Origin of the sequence: Corynebacterium sp. p3-SID1056, from assembly GCF_025152525.1 — a bacterium.
Lineage (GTDB): Bacteria > Actinomycetota > Actinomycetes > Mycobacteriales > Mycobacteriaceae > Corynebacterium.
Genome location: NZ_JALXXL010000003.1, coordinates 189,384 through 216,162, shown reverse-complemented (window position 1 = coordinate 216,162; position 26,779 = coordinate 189,384). Strand labels below are relative to the sequence as shown.

At 66.9% G+C, this 26,779-nt stretch carries 24 protein-coding genes; 15 read left to right on the top strand and 9 right to left on the bottom strand.

Features of this window, described 5'->3' with window-relative positions:
- The first annotated feature begins 53 nt into the window (after positions 1-53).
- Positions 54-3,149: a Rib/alpha-like domain-containing protein gene (locus M3G14_RS04425; RefSeq protein WP_259924929.1), complete on the top strand. Its 3,096-nt coding sequence runs from the start codon at positions 54-56 to the stop codon at positions 3,147-3,149.
- 43 nt (positions 3,150-3,192) lie between these two features.
- A complete protein-coding gene (gene guaA, locus M3G14_RS04420; protein WP_396122188.1) occupies positions 3,193-4,746 on the top strand; it encodes a glutamine-hydrolyzing GMP synthase in 1,554 nt (517 codons plus the stop codon).
- 72 nt (positions 4,747-4,818) lie between these two features.
- Here guaA and M3G14_RS04415 read toward each other — a convergent pair whose 3' ends face one another.
- Positions 4,819-5,958: a PspC domain-containing protein gene (locus M3G14_RS04415; RefSeq protein ID WP_259924928.1), complete on the bottom strand. Its 1,140-nt coding sequence runs from the start codon at positions 5,956-5,958 to the stop codon at positions 4,819-4,821.
- Positions 5,959-6,080: 122 nt separating this feature from the next.
- Here M3G14_RS04415 and M3G14_RS04410 point away from each other — a divergent pair, with 122 nt between their 5' ends.
- Positions 6,081-7,286, top strand: a complete 1,206-nt coding sequence (locus tag M3G14_RS04410; protein WP_259924927.1) for an ATP-binding protein — start codon at positions 6,081-6,083, stop codon at positions 7,284-7,286.
- A gap of 10 nt (positions 7,287-7,296) precedes the next feature.
- Positions 7,297-7,965 carry a response regulator transcription factor gene (locus M3G14_RS04405; RefSeq protein ID WP_259924925.1) on the top strand — a complete coding sequence of 223 codons (669 nt, stop codon included), beginning with the start codon at positions 7,297-7,299 and terminating at the stop codon, positions 7,963-7,965.
- Here M3G14_RS04405 and M3G14_RS04400 read toward each other — a convergent pair.
- Positions 7,962-8,369 (bottom strand): hypothetical protein, encoded by a 408-nt coding sequence (locus M3G14_RS04400; RefSeq protein WP_259924923.1) that lies wholly within the window; start codon positions 8,367-8,369, stop codon positions 7,962-7,964. The two genes, M3G14_RS04405 and M3G14_RS04400, sit on opposite strands and share 4 nt — an antisense overlap.
- Positions 8,370-8,483: 114 nt before the next feature.
- On the opposite strand from M3G14_RS04400, the gene M3G14_RS04395 reads away from it, so the two are divergent.
- From M3G14_RS04395 to M3G14_RS04385, 3 genes are read left to right on the top strand one after another with little or no spacing between them, the layout of a single operon-like run.
- The gene (locus M3G14_RS04395; RefSeq protein WP_259924922.1) at positions 8,484-9,200 is read left to right on the top strand and encodes a hypothetical protein; all 717 of its coding nucleotides are present in this window, start codon (positions 8,484-8,486) and stop codon (positions 9,198-9,200) included.
- Positions 9,201-10,730 (top strand): DNA polymerase Y family protein, encoded by a 1,530-nt coding sequence (locus tag M3G14_RS04390; RefSeq protein WP_259924921.1) that lies wholly within the window; start codon positions 9,201-9,203, stop codon positions 10,728-10,730. It begins immediately after the preceding gene.
- 42 nt (positions 10,731-10,772) lie between these two features.
- Positions 10,773-11,705, top strand: coding sequence for a sucrase ferredoxin (locus M3G14_RS04385; protein WP_259924920.1), 933 nt, complete (start codon positions 10,773-10,775; stop codon positions 11,703-11,705).
- Here M3G14_RS04385 and M3G14_RS04380 read toward each other — a convergent pair.
- The 5 genes from M3G14_RS04380 to M3G14_RS04360 form a co-directional block, all read right to left on the bottom strand.
- Positions 11,671-12,450: an HAD hydrolase family protein gene (locus M3G14_RS04380; protein ID WP_259924919.1), complete on the bottom strand. Its 780-nt coding sequence runs from the start codon at positions 12,448-12,450 to the stop codon at positions 11,671-11,673. The two genes, M3G14_RS04385 and M3G14_RS04380, sit on opposite strands and share 35 nt — an antisense overlap.
- Positions 12,451-12,584: 134 nt before the next feature.
- Positions 12,585-13,265 carry a methionine ABC transporter permease gene (locus M3G14_RS04375; protein ID WP_259924918.1) on the bottom strand — a complete coding sequence of 227 codons (681 nt, stop codon included), beginning with the start codon at positions 13,263-13,265 and terminating at the stop codon, positions 12,585-12,587.
- Positions 13,262-14,293, bottom strand: coding sequence for a methionine ABC transporter ATP-binding protein (locus M3G14_RS04370; RefSeq protein WP_259924917.1), 1,032 nt, complete (start codon positions 14,291-14,293; stop codon positions 13,262-13,264). Before M3G14_RS04370 ends, M3G14_RS04375 begins: the two co-directional genes overlap by 4 nt.
- Positions 14,293-15,183, bottom strand: a complete 891-nt coding sequence (locus tag M3G14_RS04365) for a MetQ/NlpA family ABC transporter substrate-binding protein (RefSeq protein ID WP_259924916.1) — start codon at positions 15,181-15,183, stop codon at positions 14,293-14,295. The genes M3G14_RS04370 and M3G14_RS04365 overlap by 1 nt, the downstream gene beginning before the upstream one ends.
- A gap of 30 nt (positions 15,184-15,213) precedes the next feature.
- The gene (locus tag M3G14_RS04360) at positions 15,214-16,107 is read right to left on the bottom strand and encodes a MetQ/NlpA family ABC transporter substrate-binding protein (protein WP_259924914.1); all 894 of its coding nucleotides are present in this window, start codon (positions 16,105-16,107) and stop codon (positions 15,214-15,216) included.
- A 163-nt stretch (positions 16,108-16,270) separates the two neighbouring features.
- Between M3G14_RS04360 and M3G14_RS04355 the strand changes: the two genes are divergently transcribed.
- The 3 genes from M3G14_RS04355 to M3G14_RS04345 all read left to right on the top strand — a co-directional run bounded on the left by M3G14_RS04355 (position 16,271) and on the right by M3G14_RS04345 (position 21,314).
- Complete coding sequence (locus M3G14_RS04355; protein ID WP_259924909.1) at positions 16,271-19,408, top strand: error-prone DNA polymerase; 3,138 nt, start codon at positions 16,271-16,273, stop codon at positions 19,406-19,408.
- A 95-nt stretch (positions 19,409-19,503) separates the two neighbouring features.
- On the top strand, positions 19,504-19,953 hold the full coding sequence (locus M3G14_RS04350) for a PH domain-containing protein (RefSeq protein ID WP_396122190.1): 450 nt from the start codon (positions 19,504-19,506) through the stop codon (positions 19,951-19,953).
- Positions 19,950-21,314, top strand: coding sequence for a PH domain-containing protein (locus M3G14_RS04345; RefSeq protein ID WP_259924905.1), 1,365 nt, complete (start codon positions 19,950-19,952; stop codon positions 21,312-21,314). The genes M3G14_RS04350 and M3G14_RS04345 overlap by 4 nt, the downstream gene beginning before the upstream one ends.
- Here M3G14_RS04345 and M3G14_RS04340 read toward each other — a convergent pair.
- Positions 21,311-22,276 carry a S1 family peptidase gene (locus tag M3G14_RS04340; protein WP_259924903.1) on the bottom strand — a complete coding sequence of 322 codons (966 nt, stop codon included), beginning with the start codon at positions 22,274-22,276 and terminating at the stop codon, positions 21,311-21,313. The genes M3G14_RS04345 and M3G14_RS04340 overlap by 4 nt on opposite strands.
- A 104-nt stretch (positions 22,277-22,380) precedes the next feature.
- Here M3G14_RS04340 and M3G14_RS04335 point away from each other — a divergent pair, with 104 nt between their 5' ends.
- The gene (locus tag M3G14_RS04335; RefSeq protein WP_259924902.1) at positions 22,381-23,025 is read left to right on the top strand and encodes an MOSC domain-containing protein; all 645 of its coding nucleotides are present in this window, start codon (positions 22,381-22,383) and stop codon (positions 23,023-23,025) included.
- A gap of 117 nt (positions 23,026-23,142) precedes the next feature.
- Here M3G14_RS04335 and M3G14_RS04330 read toward each other — a convergent pair whose 3' ends face one another.
- Positions 23,143-23,613 carry a tRNA (cytidine(34)-2'-O)-methyltransferase gene (locus tag M3G14_RS04330; protein WP_259924901.1) on the bottom strand — a complete coding sequence of 157 codons (471 nt, stop codon included), beginning with the start codon at positions 23,611-23,613 and terminating at the stop codon, positions 23,143-23,145.
- 23 nt (positions 23,614-23,636) lie between these two features.
- Here M3G14_RS04330 and M3G14_RS04325 point away from each other — a divergent pair, with 23 nt between their 5' ends.
- The 4 genes from M3G14_RS04325 to M3G14_RS04310 all read left to right on the top strand — a co-directional run bounded on the left by M3G14_RS04325 (position 23,637) and on the right by M3G14_RS04310 (position 26,732).
- Positions 23,637-24,503 carry a bifunctional methylenetetrahydrofolate dehydrogenase/methenyltetrahydrofolate cyclohydrolase gene (locus tag M3G14_RS04325; protein WP_259924898.1) on the top strand — a complete coding sequence of 289 codons (867 nt, stop codon included), beginning with the start codon at positions 23,637-23,639 and terminating at the stop codon, positions 24,501-24,503.
- A gap of 4 nt (positions 24,504-24,507) precedes the next feature.
- Entirely contained in the window at positions 24,508-24,825 is a 318-nt protein-coding gene (locus M3G14_RS04320; protein ID WP_259924896.1) for a DUF3017 domain-containing protein, read from the top strand.
- Between the two features lie 69 nt (positions 24,826-24,894).
- Entirely contained in the window at positions 24,895-25,737 is an 843-nt protein-coding gene (locus M3G14_RS04315) for a CYTH domain-containing protein (protein WP_259924895.1), read from the top strand.
- On the top strand, positions 25,734-26,732 hold the full coding sequence (locus tag M3G14_RS04310) for an ABC transporter ATP-binding protein (protein WP_259924891.1): 999 nt from the start codon (positions 25,734-25,736) through the stop codon (positions 26,730-26,732). Before M3G14_RS04315 ends, M3G14_RS04310 begins: the two co-directional genes overlap by 4 nt.
- Positions 26,733-26,779: the final 47 nt, after the last annotated feature.

The window sequence follows — 26,779 nt, the reverse complement described above, 5'->3', positions numbered from 1 at the left end:
AACTCCTACTAAATTTTATAGATGGTCGACGCCTGAAGAGTAGGAGAAGAAGGATGCACTCCCGGGTCGCGCGTTCTGCGCTTGCTGTGTTGACGACGTGCGTGTTGTGCGCCGCCGGTGTGGTGCCGTCGGCAAGCGCAGCCCAGGAGCAAAGCAGCGGCAACGAGATCTTGATCGGCGGCTCGCCGACGGAGGCTGCCGCGCAGGAAACGGGGGAGCGGAAGTACCCGCTCTTCGCGTCTTATCGTCCCGAGTTTGGCAACTGGCTCTACGTTGTGCGCCCCGACGCGAGTAGAGGGGCGGCGTTTCGCGCCCCGGTGTACGCGAAGTTTTCCCCCGAGTACCAGCTGGTGGCCCCGCCTGCGGGCGTGAAGTACAGGAAGGTGGCAGGCCCGGAGTGGCTGGAGGTGCACCCGGACACGGGCCAGGTGAGCATTACTGAAGACATCACGAACTTTCTGAAGCTGCGGTACAACAAGACTGACGTGAAGGAGCAGCTCTACACGCTGAAGGTGGACGTGCTCTTCCCGGACGGGAGGCCGTGGACGCAGTACATTTCCGTCGCGCTGTTTGATAGCTGGGAGAACTACCACGCGTACAACAATCCGGCGACGCTGGAGGAGCCGCGCTTTCCCCGCCGACCGCTGCACCTGACTCCGGGGCAGACGCTCACGTTGACGCGCGAGGATATTTCCTGGAAGGACCCACAAGTCACGTGCGGGGAGAAACCAGGGGCGGAAGACGTGCAGTGCACGGAGCGGGAAACACTTGGCTATTGGCCAAGCGGGGTGTGGGACGCAGATCTGACCGTGGAGCCGCAGCCAAATGACGAAAACCCGTTGCTTGACCCGAAATACGTGACTACCGAGGTCATCACCGATGAGGCAGGCGAGTTCCAGGAGCTGCGAATCCACGCGCAGAAGAAGTTGGCCGAGCTTGGCGCGCAGGGTTTCGTTGGGGGCCACGTGCCGATTCGCTTCCGGTGGTCGCCGCGCGACGGACAGCAGTTCACGTGGTCGACGGCCGACGTGTGGGACGTGGTGCCGCTGTATGTCTTCTTTAATGCACTGCCGGACAACGACAACTACGTCGTCCGCCCGGTCAACGGCATATCGACGGTCACAGGGCGCGAGGCGGCGACCCCGCTGCCCACGTTCGATTCGGAAGGGATCGAGGGGTTGCCGGAGCAGCCCGAGGGCGCGGAGTTTGTGGTGCTGGACGGCGACGGTGCGAGCTACACCGACTGGGTCAGCGTTGACGCCGGCAGGGGGCAGATCGTGGCGCGCCCGAGCGCACCGGAGCACGTCGGGGACCACGAGGTGCCCATGCAAGTGAAGTTCCAGGATGGCACTGTATCACCAGAGTTTGTCGTGCCGGTGCACGTTGCGCCGCTGGCTTCTACCGCGCAGCCGCAGTGGAGTGATGCGACCTTCACGCGCGGCACGACCCAGCTGCACGTGCCGCAGGTAGGCACGCTCCTGGACGGGGCGCAGGTGACGGTGGATACCGACGCTGAGGGTTTTGCGGCCACGGTAGGCGCGGACGGCACCATCGAGGTCACCGCCCCGGAGACTGTCCCGGTGGGCACGACCGCGACCTTCACAGTGACCACGCGCTATCCCGATTCCACCGAAGCGCTGCCTGCGAGCTTCGACACTGACCAGTTCACCCTCACCGTGGTTGCGCCCGAGGGCGATGCCGTCGACGCCGTGTCCTATCCGCGCCAAACGGTGACCCGCGGCGAGTCCGTGACGGTGCCGGCACCAGGCGTGCGCAACGTGAAGTTCGCGCGGGCCGCGACCACGCCCGAGTGGGCACAGGTTGCCCCCGACGGGGAAGTCGTGCTACACCCGGGCACCTCGCTGCCGGCCGGAGAGACGACGGTACCGGTGCGCGTCGAGGACGGCCGCGGCGACGTCCGCGTCGTCGAGATCCCGGTGACGGTGCGCACGGTCAGCGAGCTTTTCGCCCCGTCATGGGCCGCATCCTCCGCCCCGCGCGGCGAGCAGATCGCGGTGGAAAACTCCGGCGGCACGCTGCCCGCCGATGCGGTGGTCGAGGCATCGCTTCTCGACGCCCCGTCGTGGACCACTCACGCCGACGGCGACACCGTCCGCGTGACCCCGGCGCACGACGCGAAAGCAGGGGAGACGGCGCGCTTGCGCATCACCGCGACCTATCGCGACGGCAGCACCGACACGCAGACGGTGACGGTGCGTGTCAGCTCGCTCGCCGACAGCCTCACGTTGAAGTGGGAGGACGTCACCGGACCGCGCGGTACACAGCTGCGCTCGTCGAACGTGGGCGATCCGCTGCCTGCGGGCACGGTCGTCTCAGTGACTGGTCCCAGCGAGTGGGGCATCACGCTTGTCGACGCCGCCGGCACCGTCACCCTGACCCCACCAGCTTCCGCCGCGCTCAGCGAGCGCACAGCCGTGAAGGTCTCGCTGTCGTTCCCGGATGGCAGCCGCAGGGACGTGGCGTTCCACGCGGAGGCAACGCAGGGTGAGGCGGTGCAGTCGACGTCGACGGCGCCTGTGCCGAGCGCAGCGCCGACGACCGAGCCGACGAGCGCCCCGGCGCAGCCGGCGGAGACGACTCGCAGCACGACCCTGGCACCGACGACGGCTCCAACGACGGCACCACGCCAGACGCCGCGGGAGTCCACCTCGACCGCTGCGCCTCGGGAGACGACCCCCGCCACGACGTCAACGACGTCAACGACCGCGACGTCGGCGACCCCCGCGGCACCGACTGCACCGACTGTGCCGACTGCGCCGACTGCGTCGGACGCCCCTGACCAGCCGTCCTTGAGTGGGGTGGGGTCCGGGAAGGGCTCGAGTGGGGCGTCGATAAGCATGGCGCTTGCTGCGGCGGCGAGCCCGCTGTTGCTGCTGATGCCGATTGCCCTGGCGCAGCAAACCGCGGTGCCGGGGCTGACGCCTGCGCTGGATCAGCTGGACGCGCAGCTGCGCGCGCTGCCGCCCGAGGTGGTGCGCCCGCTGGACGATGCGCTGGCTGGTTCGGGGTTCAACTTGGGCGGGGCTGCCGCCGCGGGCACTGTGGTGGCGACCAGTATTGTTGCGCTGAGCATTGTGCTTGCGGCGGGCCAGGCGCAGGGGCAGATAGGGTCGACGACCGCGGAGTAGGCTGCGTCGTCGCGCGAGGGGACAGTGGGCTAGAATCTGTCCCGTGACTACACCGCAAACACGTCCCGTATTAGTCGTCGACTTCGGCGCCCAGTACGCGCAGCTTATCGCCCGCCGTGTGCGCGAGGCGCGCGTGTACTCCGAGGTCGTCCCGTCCACCATCTCTGCCGCAGAAGTGCGCGAGAAGAACCCGGCCGCGCTGGTGCTCTCCGGCGGCCCGTCGTCGGTCTACGCCGAGGGTGCCCCGCAGCTGGATCCGGAGATCTTCGAGCTGGGCCTGCCGATCTTCGGCATCTGCTACGGCTTCCAGATCATGACGCAGGCGCTCGGTGGCAAGGTCGCCGAGACCGGCGCTCGCGAGTACGGCCGCACCACCATGGACGTCTCGGGCGGCGTGCTGCACGTCGGCACCCCGCAGTCTCACCCGGTGTGGATGTCGCACGGCGACTCCGTCACCGAGGCACCCGAAGGCTTCACCGTGACCGCGTCCACCCCGGGCGCGCCCGTCGCAGCCTTCGAGTGCGTGGACAAGAAGCTGGCCGGCGTGCAGTATCACCCCGAGGTCATGCACTCCCCGCACGGCCAGGAGGTGCTGACCCGCTTCCTCACCGAGGTCGCTGGCCTGGAGCAGAACTGGACCGCGTCCAACATCGCCGAGCAGCTCATTGAGCAGGTGCGCGAGCAGGTGGGCGACGGCCGCGCGATTTGCGGCCTGTCCGGTGGTGTGGACTCCGCCGTTGCCGCGGCGCTGGTGCAGCGCGCAATCGGCGACCGCCTGACGTGCGTGTTCGTGGACCACGGCCTGCTGCGCCAGGGCGAGCGCGAGCAGGTGGAGAACGACTTCGTCGCCGCCACCGGCGCGAAGCTGGTCACCGTAGACGAGCGCGAGGCCTTCCTGAGCAAGCTCGCCGGCGTGACCGAGCCGGAGGCGAAGCGTAAGGCGATCGGTGCGGAGTTCATCCGCTCCTTCGAGCGTGCGGTCGCAGGCGTTCTCGAGGGGCAAAGCGTCGACTACCTGGTCCAGGGCACCCTCTACCCGGACGTGGTGGAGTCCGGCGGCGGCACCGGCACCGCCAACATCAAGAGCCACCACAACGTCGGCGGCCTGCCGGACGACGTGGAGTTCGAGCTGGTCGAGCCGCTGCGTCTCCTGTTCAAGGACGAGGTGCGCGCCGTCGGCCGCGAGCTCGGCCTGCCCGAGGCGATCGTCAACCGCCAGCCCTTCCCGGGCCCGGGCCTGGGCATCCGCATCATCGGCGAGGTCACCCAGGAGCGACTGGAGACCCTGCGCGCCGCCGACGCCATCGCGCGCGAGGAGCTGACCAAGGCCGGACTCGACGAGCAGATCTGGCAGTGCCCGGTCGTGCTGCTTGCCGACGTCCGCTCGGTCGGCGTCCAGGGCGATGGCCGCACCTACGGCCACCCGATCGTGCTGCGCCCCGTCGCCTCGGAAGACGCGATGACCGCGGACTGGGTGCGCCTGCCGTACGAGACGCTCGAGGTGATCTCCACCCGCATCACCAACGAGGTTGCTGATGTGAACCGCGTCGTGCTGGACGTGACGTCCAAGCCGCCGGGGACCATCGAGTGGGAGTAACTCCCGCCTCGGCGAAAGCGCCGCCTGCCTTGCAGAACTTGCAGGGAGGCGGCGCTTCGCGTTGCGGGGACCTTAAGGCTCGCGGACGGTGACGTTACCGATGTTTGTCGTGGCGTCGATGCTCAGCGTCTTGCCCGGGGCTTCGGCGTTGACCGTGTCGGTTGGGCAGTCGGTCGAGCCAAGGTCGGCCGAGCAGTAGACCTTCACCGGGACGTTTTTGGGCAGGACCACCTCCACGTTGCCGATGTCGCTGCTCACCGCGACGTTGCGCTCCTGGTCGAGCGGTCCGAGGTCGCGGTAATCCACCTTGACGTCGCCCATGTCTTCGGTGACATCAGCCAGGTCGGTTTCGCGCGTCACGGTGACGTCCGACCCGTCGAACGCCCCGCTGTCATCGTTGCTCTCGGTGGAGCTGAAGGCGAACAGGCCGAAGAAAGCAGAGACTGCGCCGAGTACGAGCACGCCGAGCACCACAGCGACGGCGATCCAGGGACCGCGCCGGGACTTCTTGGTGGAATCCTCGGTGCCGATGTTTGGGTCCGGCAGATGCCACAGGCCCGGGGCCGCGCCCAGCGGGTCCCACTCCGGCGGGGCAGCCGGGTGCGGGAAGTCTGGCGGTGTGCTCAGGTTCGCGGTGGCTGACTGGGCGTAGGGGCTCTCGGATGGAGTGCCGGTGTTGGTGCCGGCGTCGGGGGCGGGGGACGGGTGGGCGTCGTCAAGCGGGCGCCCCTGCTGGGGCACGAGCAGACCTGCGGGCGGCTCGGGGCAGCGCTGGTAGAGGAAGTACCAGCCCAGGCCGAAGAGCGCGAAGGTGAGTACTGCGCTGTAGACGGTGGTGCCGTCGCTGGCATACGACAGCGAGGGGAAGAAGACGATCATGCCGAGGATGAGCCAGATTGCAAGGCTGCGCTCATCCTTGCCCGTTTCCGACTCGCGAGCGACATTGCCTTCGCCGGTCGCCAGGGCGGACCAAGGGCTGAACGGGACGCCGAAGCGGGGCATGTTGATCCAGCACAAGAAATACAGGAAGAGGCCGCCGCCGAAGCAGAGCGTGAGCGCGACGAAGGCGATGCGGATGATAACGGGGTCGACGTTGAAGCGTGCGCCGAAGCCCTCTGCCACGCCGGCGATGACCGCTTTGCCGCCCTGGTCTTTCGGGATGCGGGGCGGGCGGGTTGCCCACATCTTGGAGAAGGTGTTCGTCGTGTCCATGCCTCCATTATCGCCGGTACGCAGGAGCGCGACCATCGGGAAATGCCCTGAAATTTGTCCGCGCGCGAAACTCAGGGTTGTCCCCGATTTGCTTTGCGGGCGCGGGTGGAACAATGAGGGGTATGTCGAAACCCGCCCCGTATGCAGCCCAGCCACCGGCGCTGTACCCGCGCTTTACCCGGAGTCGCCGAAACCTTATGGTCGCCGGCATCGCCTCCGGGCTGGCGCGCTATTTCGGGGTAGAGGAGCGCTGGGTGCGCCTCTTTTTCATCCTGGCCTCGTTTGCGGGCGGCGTCGGCGCGCTGGCCTACGCTGCGCTGTGGATGACCACCCCGCTGGAGCCGAAGCCCACGGATGACGAGCCTGCGTTTGTGCCTGAGCCGCCGAAGGTGAAGGGCTGGGCACGCGTGGTGAACCTGGTGCTGGTGGTGGTGGCGATCGCGGGCGCGCTCGTCTCGTTGAAGGCATCGAGTGGCGTGGGGACCTCGGTCGTGTTCTTCGTGGGCCTGTTCATCGTTGGTGCGGTGCTCGCGCTGCAGGCCTACGACCGGGAAATGAACTCGACTGCCAACGTGCTTACCCTGTCGGTGGGCGCGTTGCTGGTCATGGGCGGGGTGCTCGCAATAGCGGTGCTGGGCGAGCGCGCCGGGATCACCGGCGTGGTGGTCTCGGTCCTGGTCACGGTGTGCGGCGTGGCCGTGCTGGTCATCCCGCTGCTGATGCGCCTGACCTCATCGCTGCTCGCGGAGCGCGAGGCGAAGGCCATGGCGGATCAGCGCGCGGAGATCGCCGCCCGCCTGCACGATTCGGTGCTGCAGACCCTCGCCCTGATTCAGAAGCAGGCGGATCAGCCCGAGGAGGTCGCCCGCCTTGCGCGTGGCCAGGAGCGCGAGCTTCGCGCCTGGCTTTTCGACGCCTCCGAGCACGCCGCATCCCAACCGTCCACCCTCTTCCAGGCACTCAACCTGTCGGCCGGGGAGGTCGAGGACGCCTTCGGCGTGGTGATCAGGCCTGTCACGGTGGGCGAGGATCCGGCGCTGACGGAGGACAACGAGCCGCTGGTGTTGGCCGCGCGCGAGGCAATGGTCAACGCCGCCAAGCACAGCGGCACCGAGACCATCGACGTTTACGCCGAGCACCTCGGCGGCGAGCTCAGCGTGTTCGTGCGCGACCGCGGCGCGGGCTTCGACCAGGACGCGATCCCCGAGGACCGCCACGGCGTGCGCGATTCCATCATCGGCCGCATGGAGCGCGCCGGCGGCGCTGCCCGGATCACCTCCGCGCCGGGTCAGGGCACAGAAGTAGAGCTGACCCTGTCACGCAGTTAGCCTTAAGGGTATGGTTCGCGTCTTTCTAGTTGATGACCACTCCGTCTTCCGCGCCGGCGTGCGCGCCGAGCTGGCGGAAAAGGTCGAGATTGTCGGCGAGGCCGGCACCGTCGCCGAGGCGATCGAGGGTATCCGTGAAACCGCGCCGGACGTCGTGCTGCTCGACGTGCACATGCCCGACGGCGGCGGGCTGGCGGTCCTGCGCGCTGTGCAGAAGATGCAGCAGGAAGACGCGGGCGCGAAGTTTCTGTGCCTGAGCGTGTCCGACGCCGCCGAGGACGTCATCGCCCTGATCCGCGCCGGCGCGCGCGGCTACGTGACCAAGAACATCGACGGCGCGGAGCTCGCCGAGGCCGTCGCCCGCGTCCACGGCGGGGATGCGTACTTCTCGCCGCGCCTGGCCGGCTTCGTCCTCGACGCCTTCGCCTCCGGTGGGGTGGTCGAGGACCCGGCGGGCGAGCCGGTCAAGGTGGAAGACCCGGCCGTCGACGCGCTGACCCGCCGCGAGCTCGAGGTGCTGCGCCTGCTCGCCCGCGGCTACACCTACAAGGAGATCGGCAAGCAGCTGTTCATCTCGGTGAAGACAGTGGAGACGCACGCGTCGAATATCCTTCGCAAGACGCAGACCTCCAACCGCCACCAGCTCACCCGCTGGGCCGCGGACCGAGATCTGGATTAAGCGTAGGCGAGCCGCCGCGACCCGTCGACGTGCGGAAACAGCAGCCACGCGAGCGCGAACAGCCCCACAAACGTAAGGAGCGCGCCCCACGCGGGCCACTGCGCAAGCGGCGCGAGCATGAGCAACAGCCACCACAGGATTAGCGGCACAAGCATGCTTATCGACGCCACCGTGGACACCCCCTTCCGCGCCGCGTACTCACGCATCTCGCGCCGGTAGGGGTGCGCAAACGTGACCCCGAGCGCGACCGCGATGCACACGAGCGCGAGCCCTGCCCGGACCGCGATCGGCGCGGTCGAGGCCATGACGGCGACCGAGCCGGCCACCCCGGCAGCGCCCGCGGCACGGACGGCAAGCGGGGTGGGGATGGGGGTCACGCGTGAGCGGATGTCGGCGGGCATCATGGGCAGTTACTGTAGCAGGTGGGCGTGGCGTCGATAAGCGATGGCCTTGGCGTTCGAAAATCCTTGCGACCTCGTTGGTTGCCCGTGTTTGGGGCGGGGTGCATACTGTTCGGTGTGAACGGAACACCTATTCGACAGCTCGCCGAGCCTGATGGGCTCGGCGGGGATCGGCATGCCCAGATCGCCCAGCTGCGCGCCCGTATGGCGGAGCTGGGCGGCGAGGCTGCGCCGAAGGTCGTGGCGGGCGAAGGTGTGCTTTCCGTGGGTGGTGGGCTGGCGCAAGTGCTGCCGGGCGGGGGCTTGCCGCGCCGCGGCGTCACACAGGTGAGCGAGACGCCCGCGCTGGTGGTCGAGCTACTCGACCGCGTCGCCGGGGCGGGCGGCACGATAGGCGTGATCGGGTGGCCCGAACTTTCGTACGCGGGCATGTCGGCAGGCGCGCTCGAGCGGGTGATCGCGGTGCCGGAGCCCGGCATCGAGGACCTCGCCGTCGCAGGCGTGCTCGCTGAGGGGCTCGACCTGGTGGTGCTGCGCACCCGGACAGCGCTGCGCTTAAGCCCCGTGCGCGCCCGGCCGCTGCTCGCGCGGCTGCGCAAGGGCAATGCGGCACTCGTGGCGGTCAACGTGACCGTGCCCTCGCCAGCGCTGCGGGTCAGCGGGCAGATCGCGCAGTTCCACGGCATCGGCCGGGGCACAGGCCGCATCCGGGGGATCGACGTACGCGTGCGCGCCACCGCGAAAGGCTGGCCGGGTGCGACGGCGACGCTCACGCTCGGTACGGCCCCGGCGCGCGAGGCCGTGGCCGAGCGCCACCTGAAGGCGGTGCCCTAAATGCGGGTGGCGGCGCTGTGGTTTCCCGACTGGCCCGTGCAAGCCGCCACCCTGGACGCAGACGATGCGTTGCGCGAGCCGGTGGCAATTGCCGCCCAGCACCGGATCAAGGTCTGTTCCCAGGCTGCGCGCCGGGCAGGCGTGCGCCGCGGGATGCGGGTGCGCAACGCTTTAGCGCTCGCGCCCGAGCTGACGGTGGTGGAGGACAACCCAGACCGCGACGGGCGCATGTTCGCCGCGCTCGCCAGCAGCCTCGACGACGTCGCCGCCTCCGTCGAAGCCCTACGCCCCGGCCTGGTCGCGGTGGACCTGCAGGCCGCCGCCCGCTTCCACGGGGACGAGGACACGGCGCTGGAAATGCTTCTCGACGCCGCCCAGCGCAGCGGCATCGAGGCCTTCGTGGGCGCCGCCGACGAGCTGGCCACCGCCGTGATCGCCACCCGCAGCTCCCAGCTCGTCGCACCGGGGGCGTCCGCGCAGTTCTTAGCCGGGCAACCGCTGAGCGTCCTGGTTGCAGAGGTGGCACTCGGGGCAAACGTGCAGACCGTCAACGCGCTCGGCCAGCTGGGGATTCACACGCTGGGCCAGCTCGCGCAGCTGCCGCCGCAGGCGGTGACCACCCGCTTCGGCACCAGTGGGATGCGCATCCACCGCATCGCGAGCGCCGCCCCGGACCGCCGCGTCGCGCCTGAACTCCCGGCCGCAGATCTCGCCGTCGGGCTCACCCCGGAAGAGGCGATCGAGCGCGTCGACGCCGCCGCCTTCGCCGCCCGCGCGCTCGCCGCCACGCTGCACGAGCGGCTCGCCGAACGCGGCGTCAGCTGCCTGCGCCTCAAAGTGATCGCGGAGCTGTCCACCGGCGAGCGCGTCGAACGCGTCTGGCGTACCCGCGAAGCGCTTTCCGAGTCCGCGACCGCAGACCGCGTGCGCTGGCAACTCGACGGCTGGCTCACCCGCGGCGGCGCCGGCGCGATCACCTCGCTCATCTTGGAGCCGCTCGAGCTGGCCAGCCCCGCGGAGCGCGAGCTCTTCCGTGGCAGTGCGGGCGACGGGGCGCGCCGCGTCATCGAGCGTGTGCAGTCCCAGCTGGGCATCGAGGCGGTGGTGCAGCCGCGCGCCGTCGGCGGCCGCGGCGTGGCCGAACGCATCGCGTTTTCCCCCTTCGGCGAGCAGCCGGAAGCCACCGCCGCCCAACCCTGGCCGGGCGCAATCCCCGCACCGCTGCCCGCCCGCCTCGGCGGCGGCATCGACCACCCGGCCTCGCGCATCATGCTTATCGACGCCCACGCGAACCCCATCACCGTCACCGCCGAAGCCCTCCTCTCCGCCGATCCCTACGCGCTGGCCTGGGGCGCGCACAAGTATCTGGTCACGGGTTGGGCCGGCCCCTGGCCCGTGGACGAGGGCTGGTGGGGCGCGTCCGGCCAGCGCGTGGCGCGCCTCCAGGTCGTGGGGGAATCGGGCCGTGGGGTAGAGGCGTGGCTGTTGGTGTGGACCCGGCGCAGCTGGCGCGTTGAGGCTGTGTATTGAGGCCGTGTATTAGGGCACCCTAAAGGCGGTATGGTGGTGGGCATGAGTGAGGAAACGTTGACCAGCGCACCTGACGCGTTCTGTTCCGACGTCCAGGTCGAGTCGCTGCCCGGCACCGCGAAGCCGGGTTCGACCTACGTGCTTTTCGAGTGGCCGCACGCCTGGACCCACGACGTACTCGACGGCGGGACGCTCGGGGAGGAGTTCACCGAGAAACTCAAAGCGCACCTCGCCGAGTACGACGCCTCCCTGCTGCTCATCCGCCACCCAACGCGCGAGGGCCGCCAGATCGAGGACCACCACGTCTACCTCGTCTTCGCCGAGGAAGGCGCGACCGAGGTCATGCACGTCGATACCCCCGAAGCGCTGTTGGCACTCGACCTGTCCGGCCCCGGCAAGAACGCAGGTGCCGTCAGCCGCACCAAACCGCTACTGCTCGTGTGCACGCACGCCAAGCGCGACCGCTGCTGCGCGGTCAAGGGTCGCAGCATGGTCAACAAGCTGGTAGAGAAGTACCCCTTCGGCCACGGCAACGACGTGGTGTGGGAGACCTCGCATATCAAGGGCCACCGCTTCGCCCCGACGATGCTGCTGCTGCCCTGGGCCTACAGCTTCGGCCGGATGACGTTCGAGGCAACCGACGCCATGCTGGACGCGGCGCTGCGCGGCGAGTACTTCGTCCCCGGCAACCGCGGACGCGGCACGCTCAGCGCGCCCGCCCAGGCCGCCGAGGTGGCGGTCGCCGCCGAACTTTCGCGAGCGGGCGAGCATGTGCGCTACGGCGAGCTAGAAGTCACGGATGTGGCGGTGACGGATGATGGGGGATATGTGCGCGTCGATAAGCAGGGGGCCTCATACACTGTGGAGCTGGCGCGCAAGAAGGTGACCGGGGTCGTGCCCTCGTGCGGCAAGCCGGCCAAGGACGACGAGAGTTGGGTGCCTACCGCGGTGACAGCGCGTCCGCCACGCACCTAATCACGTGGTCGGTGGCCGCGCGGACGTCGGCGGGCGAGTGGGTGAAGCTGTAGGAGTGGTCGGCGATGGCGTGCATGGACATGTCGTTCCACGAGTCGCCGAAGGTGTAGAGCTCCACGTCCGCGCGCGCAAAGCCGAGGCGCTCGATGAGCTCGACAACGCCCGCGCCCTTCGTGCGGCCCGGTGCCATGATGTCTACGTACTCCTGGTTCTGCGCCACCGTGTAGTTTCCTTCGAGCGACTCGGCCCAGGCGACGACCTCGCGGCGCAACGGCTCGTTGTCGGGCACCCAGATTGGCACGACCGCGAACTCGTGCTCCGGGATGTCGGCGCGGGTCATGGGGGTGAAGTGCTCGGTGAAGTGGCTGATGCCGCCGGTGTTGTCGGCGAAGACGCCGTCGATCGGGCCGATCGTCGTGCCGTAGACGGCCAGGCCGTCGCGCTCGCCGAAGGTGTCGAGCGCTTTATGGAGCACGTCGGTGTCGATGGTGTAGCCGAAGATGAGCTCGCGGTTATCGCCGGTAGTAGCGGAGGCGCCGTTGGAAAGGACCTGGTAGTCGAAGACAAGCGAGCTGCCGCGCATGCCGTACGCCAGGGCGGAGCGGGAACGGCCGGTTGCGGAGATCGCGAGGTGGCCGGCTTCGCGCCAGGTCTGGATGGCGGCGAGGTCGGCGGGGTTGAAGCCGCCGTTGGGATCGCCGGGGTGGTGGAGGGTGCCGTCGAAGTCAAACGCCGCGATCTTCATATGGGTCAGTCTACGGGGTGGGTGATGCGCGGCTGAGAAACGGTAAATGACGAAACCCGCATGACGAGAACCCCAGGATTTTTGGGGATCTTCGTCGTGCGGGTTTCGACAAATAGCGCCAAGGGCACCAAAACCTACCGGCGCATGACTTTCTTCGACAGCACGTTGCCCAGCAGCTGCGCGAGCTGGACGATGAGCACGATGACGATCACGGCCGCCCAGGTCACTTGCGGCTCGAACTGGCGGTAGCCGTAGACGATGGCGAAGTCACCAAGACCGCCGCCGCCGATGTAGCCGGCCATCGCGGACATGTCGATCACGGCGATGAAGATGAAGGTGTAGCCCAGGATCAGCGGGCCGAGCGCCTCCGGCAGGATGACCGAGGTGATGATCTTCCACGGGCCCGCGCCCATGGAGCGGGCCGCCTCGATCACGCCCGGGTCGATTGCTACCAGGTTCTGCTCCACGATGCGGGCCACGGTAAACGTGGCGGAGAAGCACATGACGAACGTGGCGGCGCCGCGGCCGATCGTCGTGCCAACCACCGACAGGGTGATGGGGTAGAGCATGGCGATCATGATGATGAACGGGATCGGCCTAAAGAAGTTCACGGCGATGTTGATGATCCAGTACACCGGGGAGTTCTGCAGGATGCCGCCGGGGCGGGTGGTGTAGAGGAAGATGCCGAGCAGCAGGCCGAAGATACCGCCGACGACCATGGTGATGCCCACCATCCACAGCGTGTCGCCGATGGATTCGACAAAGGTGGGGCCGAGGCGGTCCCAGTTGGGCTCGGCGAGGATCATTTCGTTCATCGGGTGATCTCCTCAATGTCGGTGGTGGACTGCAGGGTGTGGAGGAACTCGTTGATGGCGGCGTCGTCGCCGTTGAGTCGAACGGTCATCTTGCCGAAAGAGTGCGACTGCAGGGTGGCGATGCCGGCGTGGACCGGCTGGATGCGCACGCCGGCCTCGCGGGCCCTGGAGGCGGCGCCGAAGAAGCCGGAGTCCTCGGAGAGGTCGACGGTGAACAGGCGGCCGGGTGCGGCGTCGAGAAGCTCTTGCGCCTCGACTTCGTTGGGGGTGTTGCGCAGGCTGGTGGAGACGAAGCGCTGCGCCACGGCGGTCTGCGGGTCGGAGAAGACCTGGTAGACGCTGCCGTATTCGACCACTTTGCCGGCCTCCATGACGGCGACCTTGTCGGCGATGGAGCGGATGACGTCCATCTCGTGGGTGATGACCACGATGGTGATGCCGAGCTCTTCGTTGACTCGCCGCAGGACCTCGAGCACCTCTTGGGTGGTCTCGGGGTCGAGCGCGGATGTCGCCTCGTCGGCAAGCAGTAGCGAGGGGTTGGTGGCCAGGGCGCGGGCGATGCCGACGCGCTGCTTCTGCCCGCCCGAGAGCTGCTCGGGGTAGTTCTTGCCGCGCTCGGACAGGCCCACGAAGTCGAGCAGTTCCTCAACGCGACGTGTGCGCTCTTGCTTATCGACGCCCGCGAGCTTCAATGGGTACTCAATATTGCCAGCGGCGGTACGCGAATTGAAGAGGTTGAACTGCTGGAAGATCATGCCGACGTTGCGGCGGATGCTGCGCAGTTGGCGTTCGGACTTGCCGACGACGTCGGTGCCGTCGAGAAGCAACTGCCCGCCCGTGGGGGCATCGAGGCCGTTGATCAGGCGGACCAGCGTGGATTTGCCGGCACCCGAGTAGCCGATGACGCCGAGGATCTCGCCCGGCTCAACGGTGAGCGTGACGCCGTCGACGGCGGTGACTTCGCGGTTGCCGGATGTGAAAACCTTGGATACGTCCCGGAACTCGATCCGGGTGCCGGTAGCTGGCATTACTTGTACTCCTCCACGAGCTCATCGAGGATCGTGTTCAGTTCCTCCGGAGAACGCTTGACCTGGACGGCGGTGCCGTTGGAGTCCTCGTTGAGGGCCTCGGTCACCGCGTCGGACTGCCATGCCTCGACGAGCTTGGCGTAGGTCTCGTTGTCCACGTCCTCGGCCTTGACGGTGAAGACGTTGATGTAGGGCTCCGCGAGCTCCGAGTTCGGGTCGTCGGCGGCCACAGAGGATGCCGGGTCGATGCCGCCGCGCTGCAGCCAGTTGTTGTTGATCACGGCCGGGCGGCCCTCGTTGTAGGCGTTCGGCGTCTGGGAGGCGTCGACTGCGACGACCTTGACCTTGGACGCGGCCTCGTCGATGTCGACCGGGGTCGGCGTGAGCTTCGGCGTGCCCTCCTTCAGCTCAAGCAGGCCGGCCTGGACGAGCACGTTGATCGCGCGGCCCTGGTTGGAGGGGTCGTTCGGGATGGCCACTTCCTGGCCTTCGATGCCGTCGAGGGAGTCGTGGTCCTTCCAGTACAGGCCCAACACGTTGATCTCGCCGGAGCCGATGATGCGCAGGTCCTCGCCGGAGTCGGCGTTGTACTGGGCCTGGTAGTTGATGGTCTGGAACTTTGAGACCTCCATCTGGCCCTGGACGTGCGCCGGGTTGACCTGCGGGTACTCGGAGAAGCGGACGATGTCGAGGTCGATGCCGAGCTTCTCCGCCTCGTCCTCGAAAGCGGTCCAGGCCAGCATGTCGGCATCCGTGGTGCCGATCTTTACGGTGACGGTATCGCCATCGGCGCCGCCTGCCTCCGAGGAGGAGTCAGAGGAGCAGGCCACGAGGCTGGTCGTGGCGATCACGGAGGCCGCTGCCGCGGCGAGAATGCGGTTGAAGCGCATGGGGGAGTACATCCTTCGTGTTGGGGTGGGTTACTTCTGTTCCTGCAGGCGCTGCAGAATGTCGTTGAGCTCCTCGGCCGGTCGGGTGACCTCGACGGCGGTGCCGCGGGAGTCCTCCTGGACGGCCTCGGCCACAGCCGGGTCGTGCCACAGCTCGACCAGCTTGGCGTAGGTCGGGTTGTCCTTGTCCTCCGCGCGGGCGGCGAAGACGTTGATGTAGGGCTCGCCCTGCTCGGAGCCCGGGTCGTCCTGGAAGATGGCCTCGCCCGGCTCGATGCCGGCGCGGTCCAGCCAGGAGTTGTTGATGATCGCCGGGCGGCCCTCGCCGTACGCCGACGGGGTCTGGGAGGCGTCTACCGGCACGACGGAGACCTTGGAGGCGGCCTCGTCAACGTCAACCGGGGCGGGGGCGAGCTCGTCAGCGCCGTCCTTCAGCGTGAGCAGGCCGGCCTGGACGAGCACGTTGATGGCGCGGCCCTGGTTGGTGTCGTCGTTCGGGATGGCGATCTCTTCGCCATCGATGCCGTCGAGGGAGTCGTGGTCCTTCCAGAACAGGGCCAGCGGGTAGATCTCGGAGGAGCCGACAACCTGCAGATCGTTGCCGGAGTCCGCGTTGTAGGACGCCAGGTAGAGGATGTGCTGGAACTTGTTCAGGTCCAGCTCGCCCTGCGCGAGCGCCTCGTTGACCGGCGCGTAGTCGGAGAACTGGACGATGTCCAGGTCGATGCCCTCTTCTGCGGCCAGGTCGGAGAAGACGGACCATGCCTTCTGGTCGGCGTCTGTGGTGCCGATCTTGACGGTGACGTTTTCGTCGCCGCCTGCTTCGGCGTTGGTGGCGTCGTCCGACTCGTTGGAGCAGGCGACGAGGCTGGTGGCGGCGAGAGCGGAGGCCGCGATCGTGGCGATGGTGCGCGAGATACGCATGGTGTCTCCTTGGAAGAACGTTGTAGGGAATCTATGACGGGTAAAAACCTAGCACCCGATATACCGCTTAGTCTATTTTTCCGGCCAATTACCTACCAAGCTGTCTGTCGTCGGCGACCTGCACGGATAGCACGTACATTCGATCAAGACTAGTATTTCGAACATGCGATTCAATGGAGGCGCGCCACTTTCGTGGTCCAAGCTGGAGCGGATCCTTTCCGGCAAGGAGACGGCTGCACCTGTGCCGGTGCAGCATACCGCGCCTGCCCGCACACCGCAGCGTACGCCGAGTGCTCCACGCGTTCCCTTCGCTGAGCTGCACGCCGTAAGCGCTTACAACTTCCTCTCTGGCGCGGGCGAGCCAGAGGAGATGGTTGCCCGTGCCGCCGAACTTGGCGTGGAAGCGCTCGCACTGCTGGATCGGGACGGCTTCTACGGTGCGGTGAAGTTCGCCGAGGCTGCGGCAGCAGCCGACATCGCCACCGTGTTCGGTGCAGAACTCACGTTAGGCGAGCGCGTCCTGCCCGTCATCGCGCGCGGGCCCGGAGGGTACAAGCGCCTGTCGCATCTCATGGCGGATGCGCACATGGCGACGCGGGAAAAGGACAAGGTGGCCTACCCACCGCTGGAGCTGATCGGGGAAGCACTCGGCGGCACGTGTGTCGCGCTGGCCGGCTGGCAGTGGGCGGAGGAAAAGGGAGCGGTCGGCCGCCTTGTCGACGCCTTCGGCCCCGGGAACGTCGTGCGCGAGTACGAGGTCTCCATGACCCCACAAGACGCAGAGCGCCACGAGCTGTTAGACCAGTACGAGCACCTGCCCGCCATCGTTACCGCCGCTCCGGGCGCAGCCACCGCCGCGCAGGCGCGACTCGCCCAGGCCAAGCGCGCGCTGGCCAGGCGCGACTCCCTGGCCCAGGCGAACGGGCACCTGCACCCGATGGGCGCGAACTGGCTGCGTTCCGGCGAGCAGCTCCTCCGCATGCTCCCGGGCTGCGAGTCGAAATTGGCCTACACGCTCGAGCTTGCTCGAGCGTGCGCGTTCACCCTCAACCTGGTCGCCCCGGAACTGCCGCGCTTTGCCACCCCGGATGGGCGCAGCGAGATGGAGCACCTGCGCGCACTCACCCTGGCCAGCGCGAAGCTGCGCTACGCCGCCTGGCCCGATGAGGTACGAAACAGGGCGCTCACGCAGATCCGCTACGAGCTGGACGTGATCGAGGAGCTGAACTTCCCCGGCTACTTCCTCATCGTCCACGACTTCGTCGAGTTCTGCCGCCGCGAAAACATCCTCTGCCAGGGCAGGGGCTCAGCGGCCAACTCGGCGGTCTGCTTCGCACTGGGGATTACGAACGCGGAACCGATCTCGGCCGGCCTGCTCTTCGAGCGCTTCCTTTCCCCGGATCGGGAGGGCCCGCCCGACATCGACATCGACATCGAGTCCGGCCGGCGCGAGGAGGTCATCCAGTACGTCTTTGCCAAGTACGGGCGCGACAACGCCGCGCAGGTGGCCAACGTGATCACGTACCGCCGCAAGGGCGCGGTGCGCGACGCGGCGCGCGCGCTGGGGTACGCCCAGGGGGCGGCGGATGGCTGGGCGAAGGGGGTCGAGGAGGTGCCGCGTGGCGTCGAGAAGCTTGCGGCGCAGTTTGAGGGCCAGCCCCGCCACCTGGGCATCCATTCGGGAGGCATGGTGATCTGCGACCGCCCCATCGCCGACGTGGTGCCCGTGGAGTGGGCGCGCATGGCAGGCCGCTCGGTGGTGCAGTGGGACAAGGACGATTGCGCGTCGGCCGGGCTGGTCAAGTTCGACATGCTGGGCCTGGGCATGCTCGAGGCGCTGCACCATATGATCGACCTGGTGCGCGACACCACCGGCCGCGAGGTCAGCCTGTGGGAGCTTTCGCTTGACGACGCCCGCGTGTACGACATGCTCTGCCGCGCCGATGCCGTCGGCGTCTTCCAGGTGGAATCGCGCGCCCAGCTCGGCACCCTGCCACGGCTGAAACCGCGCGTGTTCTTCGACCTGGTCGTCGAGGTCGCGCTGATCCGGCCTGGGCCGATCCAAGGCGGGTCCGTCCACCCCTACCTGCGGCGCCGCGATGGGGTCGAACCGGTGCAGTTTGACCACCCGGTGCTGGAGAAATCTCTCGGAAAAACGCTCGGCATTCCGCTGTTCCAGGAGCAGCTCATGCAGGTCGCTGTGGATGCCGCGGGCTTTTCGGGCCGGGAGGCGGACGCGCTGCGGCGCGCCATGGGCTCGAAGCGCTCGCCGGCGAAGATGGCGGCGCTCAAAGCCCGCTTCTTCCGCGGCTGCTGGGAGACCAACCAGATCGGCGAGGAGGTGGCGGAGAAGCTGTGGGCCAAGATCGTCGCCTTTGCCGCCTATGGGTTTCCGGAGTCGCACTCGCAATCCTTTGCCTCGCTGGTGTACTTTTCCGCGTGGTTCAAGTGTTACTACCCGGCGCAGTTTTGCGTGGGTCTGTTGCGCGCGCAGCCGATGGGGTTTTACTCGCCGCAGTCGCTGATCCAGGACGCGCGGCGTCACGGGGTGCGCGTGCTGCCGGCGAGCGTGAACGAGTCAGGGTGTCAGGCGCGGTGTCTGGATAACGAGACGATACGGGTGGGGCTCAACCTCGTGCGCGGCTTAGGCGAGGCGGCCGCCGAGCGCATCGAGGCAGCCCAACCCTTTAGCGGGATCCCGGACCTGTCACGCCGGGCGGGACTCAAGGTGGAGCAGGTGGAGGCCTTGGCGCGCGCCGGGGCGCTGGACTGCTTCGACGTGGACCGCAGGCAGGCGTTGTGGCAGGCGGGCGTGGCCGCCACCGAGCGCGACGGGATGCTGCCCGGCCTGTCCGCGATCAGCGCGCCCGCGCTGCCGGGGATGAACGCCTTCGAGCTGCTCGCCGCCGACGTTGCCGCAACTGGGGTGACCCCGCAGATGCAGCCGATGGAGGCGCTGCGCGAACAGCTGCAGGCTGCGGGCATCGTGCGCGCGGTGGACTTAAAACGCGTGGAGGACGGCACGCGCGTGCGCATCGCCGGGGTGGTCACGCACCGGCAGCGCCCGCACACGGCCCAGGGTCTGACCTTTTTAGGCATGGAAGATGAGACGGGCCTGCTCAACGTGATGGTCTCGCCCGGTTTGTGGAGCCGGCAGCGGGTACTCGCGCGCACGGCGCGGGCGCTGATCGTGCGTGGCATCGTGCAAAACGCCACCGGCGCGGTCAGCGTGGTGGCCGACAAGTTCGAGCCGCTCGAGCTGGCCGAGTGGTTCTCGCGCGGCTCGCGTGACTTCCGTTAGGCATCCACTGAGTCTTTGGTAGGTTGACCACCATGTCAACCACCCCGTTTCCGCCTAAACCCACGGTCCCGCAGCTGCCGACATCCGTGGAGCAGATGCACCGCGTCTCCCCGAAGTTGATGGTGCCGAAGCTGGTTTCCAACACGATCTGGGCGCTGATTGTGCTGGGCTTTTTGGGCTTCGCTTGGTGGAAGTGGGGCTGGGGCTGGGCCATCCCGCTCGGAGTGTGCGCGGTCTACTTCGTCTGGCAGCACTTCCTCATCCCCTTCCAGGTGCGCAACATGGGGTGGCTGGAAACAGAGGAAGACCTGGTGTTGAGCAAGGGCAAGATGTGGCACACCATGACGGTCGTGCCTTACGGGCGCGTGCAGTTTGTCGACGTCACCTCCGGCCCCATCTCCCGCGCCCTGGGACTGAAGAAGCTGGAGGTCAACACGGCGTCGACAACCTCGGATGCGAGCCTGCCCGGCCTGCCCGCAGCCGACGCGGACGCGCTGCGCGACCGCCTGGCCGTCAAGGCGCGCGAACGGATGAGCGGCCTGTGACTGAGCCTGTACAGAACCAGCACGAGTACCGCCGCGTCCACCGCCTCAGCCCGCTGTTGCGCGTGTGGGCGACGTTGCTCGCCCTTGCCGCCATCGCCGCGTTCAACTTCACCATGCCCATCTACAACTGGCTGTCAGAAGGGGAGTACGGGCTCACCGCGGCCGCGTGGGCGCTCGGCGCCGTAGTGCTGGCCTTGCTCGTGATCTTCGGGGTCTCGCAGTTGTGGTGGGCGCGCACGGGTTTTCGCGTCGACGACGAGGAAATCGAGATGCGCCGCGGCGTGCTCACCACGCAGATCCGTACGGCGCGCTACGATCGCGTCCAAGCCGTGGACCTTGTCGAACCCTTTGCCCCGCGCCTGTTCGGGCTCGCCGGGGTGCGCATCGAGGCGGCCGGCGGCGCGCAGGCCAATATCGAGATCGCCTACCTTACGCGCGCCGAAGCCGAAGCGCTGCGCAAGGAGATCCTCGCACGGATGCAGGGCCAGGACCTGCTTGAGGATGCCGCCTTCGACGTCCCCACCGCAGCCCCCGCGCTCGTCGCGCCGATCCCGATCAAGCGGTCCCTGGCCGCAGCGGCGCTGCAGTTTTCAACTCTGTTTACGGTGGCGTGGGCGACCATCCCGGTGTGGTCTGGCTTGACCATTGCCGCGGTACTGCCGGTTCTGGTGAGCTTCGTGCCGCAGATCTGGCGCACGATCGACCAGTCGTGGCGTTTTAACTCATCCCTCGACGGCGAGGTGATCAACTTGACGTACGGGTTGGCCAATCGGCGTCGGCAAGCGGTGCCTATTGACCGCATCCACGCAGTCCAGCTCAAACGCCCGATGCTGTGGCGCGCGTTCGGCTGGTGGCAGGTGACGGTGACGGTGGCCGGCTATGGCTCCGAGATGAACAAGGCCTCCGGCACCTCTAAGCTTTTGCCGGTGGGGACCTACGCGCAGGCCGCGCAGGTCATCGATGCGATCGGCCCGCTCACCGCCCGCGAACTCACCGCGTCTGCGGCAGACGAGGCAACCTTTGCGGCGAGCAGCCCGCGCAAGGCACGCTGGGTCTCGCCGGTGGATTGGCGGCAGCAACACGTCACCGTCGACACCGCCCGCGGCATCGCGCGCGTGACGTTCGGGCGGCTGACCCGCCGCTTCCAGGTGGTCAACATCCCGCACATCCAGGAGCTCACCTACAAGCAAGGCCCGCTGCAGCGCAGGCTCGGCCTGGCGCACGTCCGCTTCGACCTCGTGCCTGGCGCGGTGCGGATGACCGCGCGAGATGTTGAGGACGCGCAGGCCCGCTCGCTTGTCGACGCCTTGCGCACCCGCACCCTGCCCGCCCTGGAAGCAGCGGACGTTCCTGACGCCTAGCCGTGGATGGTGAGGCCCCAGTATTCGATGGCGCTGCCGATCTCCATCGCACCCACGAGGGTCTTGTTGGAATCGGAGACGTTGGAGTTGACGCCCACGGCCCACACGCCTGAGTTGTCGACGGCGAAGATTGCGCCGCCGGAATCGCCGCGGTCCGTGATGCTGCGGAAGTAGAACAGTCCGTTGTTACCGATGCTGTCGAACTCGCCGCAGGAGTACCCGGTGGTAGCGCCCAGGCGGCAGATCATCATGTCGCGGGCCTGCGCTTCCTGCGGGGTGATCCAGCCGCGCAGCGGCAGGTCGACCGGAAGCGTGGAGGAGTACTGGGCGTCGCCGGTAAGCTCGATCAGCCCGATATCCGCGCCGATGACGCTGCCGTCGGTGCCCTGTTCTAGGTAAGACTCCACCATCTCGCCAGCGTACGCCCAGTTACCCTGTGCATCTTGCACGTAGAACTGGTCGCCGCGGTCGCCGCAGTGGCCTGCGGTGATGATGAAGACGCGATCACCGTGGGAAGCCAGAAAACCCGTCGAGCATGTGCTGTCCGTTGTCTCGTTATAGATCCTTCCGCCCGGCACGACCCCGCCGGGCTGCTTCAGCCATTCCCAATCGACGGAGTTGTGGTAGTACACGCCCCGGTTATCGTCGCGGCCGCTTTGCCCGGTGGAGTCGTTGCGCGGGTCGATGACTTCGCGCTGGATCGGCGGCTCTGCAGCCTGGCTGGGATAACTCTGCTGGTCCTGGTAGTCCGGCTCCGTCTGGTAGCGCGGCTGCTGGGCGGCAGTGGTGCTGACCTGTGGTGTGTACGAGTCCTGCAGCATCTCCGCGATTTCCGAAACGGCCGCGTCGTCTGAGGCGCGGGAGGCCTCCAAATCTGCATCAGAGGAATCCCCGCAGGCGACAAGCAATGCCGAGGCGGCGAGTGCGGCGAGCAGGCGGAAACGGGGTGCAGAAGAAGGCATATCGGGAGCTCGCTTCAGGGTGTCGGGTCGGGAACAGGCCCAAAGTCTAACAGTTGCTAGGAAAACCGATGGGATTTTACTGAGCGCAGGTAGCCTGGTCCAGCATGAACCAGGTACTGAGCGTGAATATTGCCCGACCGCAGCCGGACCCCGGCGGGGCGCGTCGGCAAAGCGGCATCAACAAGCAGCCCGCCGAACGCCTCGACGTCATCGCCCCTGGGCCCAACTATGGCGACGGCAGCGGCGTGGTTGGCGACACAATCGGCGATACGGCCCACCACGGCGGCGCCCAGAAGGCGGTGTATGCCTTTAGCCGCGAGCGCCTGGACTGGTGGGGAAACCAACTGGGCTACCCGCTGGACAATGGAATGTTCGGCGAAAACCTCACCACTCAGGGCGTCGATTGGTCCGCGGTGCTGATCAATCAGCGCTTCCGCATCGGCGAGGTGGAACTCGAAGTCAGCGTGCCGCGCTCGCCGTGTCGCACGTTCGCGGCGTGGATGGGCGAGCCCCAGTGGATCAAAGCTTTCACTCGCAGCGGGGATTGCGGCTGCTACTTCCGGGTCAACAAGGAAGGCGTAATCAGGCCGGGGGATGCGATCGAAGCGCTCGACGAGCCTTCGCATGGATTCACCATGGGAGAGGCGTTCCGCGCGAAGATGGGGGATGCGGACCTCGCCCGGCGCTTGTGGGAGCTACGCATCATGCCGCCGCTGTACCAGGAGCGCCTGGATGCCCGGTTCGGGTGAGGCTGCGGGCGTTCCCGTGAGGAATCCCGCCATCGGAATGTGCCCCTGAGCCCCCTACCAGCGGAAACGTAAAAAGAATAGGAAAGCCGCTATGTAAAATTTTTCACGGCTTTCCGCTCACACGCCTCCAGCGAACCCCATCTGCCGCCAGGCCTCGAACACGGCGACGGCCGCGGAGTTCGACAAGTTCATCGAGCGGCGGCTGGGCAGCATCGGGATGCGCACCTGGTCAGTGACCTTCGGGTGGTGGCTGTGCGCCTCCGGCAGCCCCGTCGGCTCGGTGCCGAAGAGCAGCGCGTCGCCGTCCTGGTAGGCCACGTCCTGGTAGTAGGAGGTGGCCTTGGTGGTGAAGGCGAAGATGCGCGCGTCGCCGAGGGCGTCGAAGCAGGCCTCTATATCCGGGTGGATCTGCACATCGGCAAGGTCGTGGTAGTCCAGGCCCGCGCGCTTGAGGTGTTTGTCATCGAAGTTGAAGCCGAGCGGCTCGACCAAGTGAAGCACCGCGCCAGTGTTCGCGCAGAGCCGGATGGCGTTACCGGTGTTGCCTGGGATGACGGGATTATCAAAGATGACGTGAAGTGCGCACACACCGACAGTCTAGGATGGGGTGCGTGACTGCGATCAAATTGGACGGAAAACTCTACCGCGAGGAGATTTTCGCGGACCTGAAGACTCGGGTTGCTCGTCTCAAGGATGAGCACGGCATCACCCCAGGCCTGGCCACCGTGCTGGTGGGTGACGACCCGGCGAGCCAGAACTACGTGCGCATGAAGCACCGTGACTGCGAGGAGCTCGGCATTGCCTCCATTATGAAGGAGCTGCCCGGTGACACCACGCAGGAGCAGCTCGAGCAGGTCATCGAAGAGCTGAACGAGAACGACGCCGTCACCGGCTACATCGTCCAGCTGCCGCTGCCGAAGCACTTGGACGAGAACCGCATCCTGGAACTGATCGACCCGGACAAGGACGCCGACGGCCTCCACCCCGTTAACCTGGGCAAGCTCGTCCTCAACGAGCCGGCGCCGCTGCCGTGCACCCCGAACGGCTCCATCAAACTGCTCGAGCGCTTCGGCGTCGACCTGAACGGCGCGATCGTCTGTGTCATCGGCCGCGGCGTGACCGTCGGTCGCCCGATCTCGCTTATGCTCACCTCCCGCAACGTCAACGCCACCGCCGTGCTCTGCCACACTGGCACCAAGGACCTCGCCGCGGAGACGCGCCGGGCCGATGTCATCATCGCGGCAGCGGGCAAGCCCCACATGATTACTGCCGACATGATCAAGGAGGGCGCCGCGCTTCTCGACGTCGGCGTGTCCCGCGTCGACGGCAAAACCGTCGGCGACCTGCACCCGGATGTGTGGGAGAAGGCCGGCTGGGTTTCCCCGAACCCGGGCGGCGTCGGCCCGATGACGCGCACGTTCCTGGTGCGCAACATTGTGGAAAGCGCAGAGCGTGCCGCCGGGCTGACCGAGGCCTAAGTTCGTGCTCTCGCTCGACAATCCCCACGACCGCGGTAACCCGCCCTCGCCCCTGCCCGAAATGGTGCAGTGGGTGCTGGTGGCGTTGTTTGTCGTGGGGTTTGTCGCCTCCGGGCTGTTCGCAGCCACGGAGCACTGGCGCCGCGCCACTTTCACGCTGGGGGCGTCGATGCTGTGGCTGGCGGCGCTGCGCTACCTGTGCGACTCTCGGATCCTCGGCCTACTCGCGGTTCGCTCGCGCAAGGCCGACGCCGCGTTTTGCGCCCTGTGTGGGGTAGGGATGGTCGCGCTCGCGTGGACGGTGGACTCGCTGGGGTCGTAGGCAGAGAGTTTGCATAAGCTTCACATCTAATTTGCGTGAAAGTTACATTCGCTGCCTAACGTTGTGCCGGTGGTTTTTAAGAAGAAACGGGCAATCCCCGCGCTAGCCGTATGTATCGCGTCGGTGCTTTGCGCTGTGCCGGACGCGGGCGCTGCGGCGGTAGCTACTCCGGACTACCAGGTCAAGCTGCGATTAAGCGATGCGGCAGTCGATGCTCAAGGTGCACCGTCTCCGCGGTTCCGTTCATACTTTGACGTGTTGAGCGAGTCCGGATCGGAGCAAGCAGTCTATTTCGACACTGCCGAAGGGATGCTGGCTAACCATGGATGGACGGCGCGTCTGCGGCATAAAGACGGTGCGGAAAATTACGACATTACGTATAAGTACCGCCTTCCCCTGGGGGATAACTCCCTGTCCAAGAGCACCGTGGAGGACGGCTTAGAGCGCGCGCGAAAGCTGAACTTCGACTCATCAGATACGAACTACGACGCCCAGGTCAACGCAAGCTTTGCAACGTCGACGTTGGACTTCAGCAACAAGAAAAGCGCCGCATGCGTGACTTCGCAGTGCGAAATTCCTTCGGTAGACGACGCGGTAGCGATTGTGGCTGACCTGGAGCCCGGGAAGCTGAAGAAGGCAACGGGCACCACGCTTGCAGACGTTGATCTGAAGATGTCTCGTACCGTCAACCAGCAGACATGGCGGGTTGAAGTGGGAGGCATCAAGACTGACCTCGAGGTGGCCAAGTTCGGTGATCAGGTGTGGGTAGAGATCTCAGAAGAGGACTCTTCTCGAAAGGACGCGATCCGCAAGCGCGAGACGCTGATCGCGGAGCTTGAAAAAGTCGGGCTGCTTGAGTACGAAGACGCGTTTAAGACAGGCACAGTGCTTGCAAGTGGGTGGCAAGAGTGACAGCCGCTAAGGAAACTGCGACCGCGCAGGTCGAGTTGGATAACGTCAAGCGGGAGTTCCCGGACGGAACGGGGTTGCACGCGACGTCGATAAGCATTGCGAAGGGTGAGTTTGTCTCGATCCTCGGCCCCTCTGGCTGCGGTAAGTCGACGCTGCTGCGCTGCATCGCCGGACTGGAGACGCCGGACGGTGGCACGATCACGTTTGCCGGCCGCGAGGTGTTTGGGCGGAAGACGAATACTCCGGTAAACCAGCGCAACCTGTCGATGGTGTTCCAGGACCTTGCGCTGTGGCCGCACATGACGGTGGCAAAGAACGTGGAGTTCCCACTGACCACCGGCACCACCAAGGTTGATGCGAAGGAACGCCAGCGGCGCGTGGCGGAGGCCATGGATATGGTCAACATTTCCTCGAAGGCTGAGCAGCGCCCGAACGAGCTGTCTGGTGGCCAGCAGCAGCGCGTCGCCATTGCGCGGGCGCTGGTCTCGCAACCAGATTTGCTGCTCATGGACGAGCCTCTGTCCGCCCTCGACGCAGCCCTGCGCACACAGATCCGCAGCGAGCTGACCCGCCTGGCCTACGACCTGAACCTCACCGTCATCTACGTCACGCACGACCAGTCCGAGGCGCTGGCGATGTCGGACCGCGTTGCCGTGATGCATGAGGGCGAGGTGCGTCAGTTCGCCGCGCCGGTGGAGCTCTACGAGCACCCCGCCGATGCCTTCGTGGCCGGGTTTGTGGGCGTGACGAACACCCACGCGTCGCTGCCCGACAACAGGCCAGAAAACGTCCAGGTCACGGTGCTGGAAGATGGAAAGCGCCCGGAATCGCCTCCGGAGAACTCCATTGTGGGCGAGGTCGTCGAGCGGCAATACACCGGCGGGCGGTACGAAATCCGCTGCCTCGTCGAGGGCGCTCCCGACCCGTGGCTGGCGTACACCCGTGCACCGATCGGGCGCGGAGACACTGTCCTGCTGACCGTGACCACCCCGTAACACACCTTTCCTCTCAGGCGCTGCTGCCTGCGAAGACTAAAACTCTC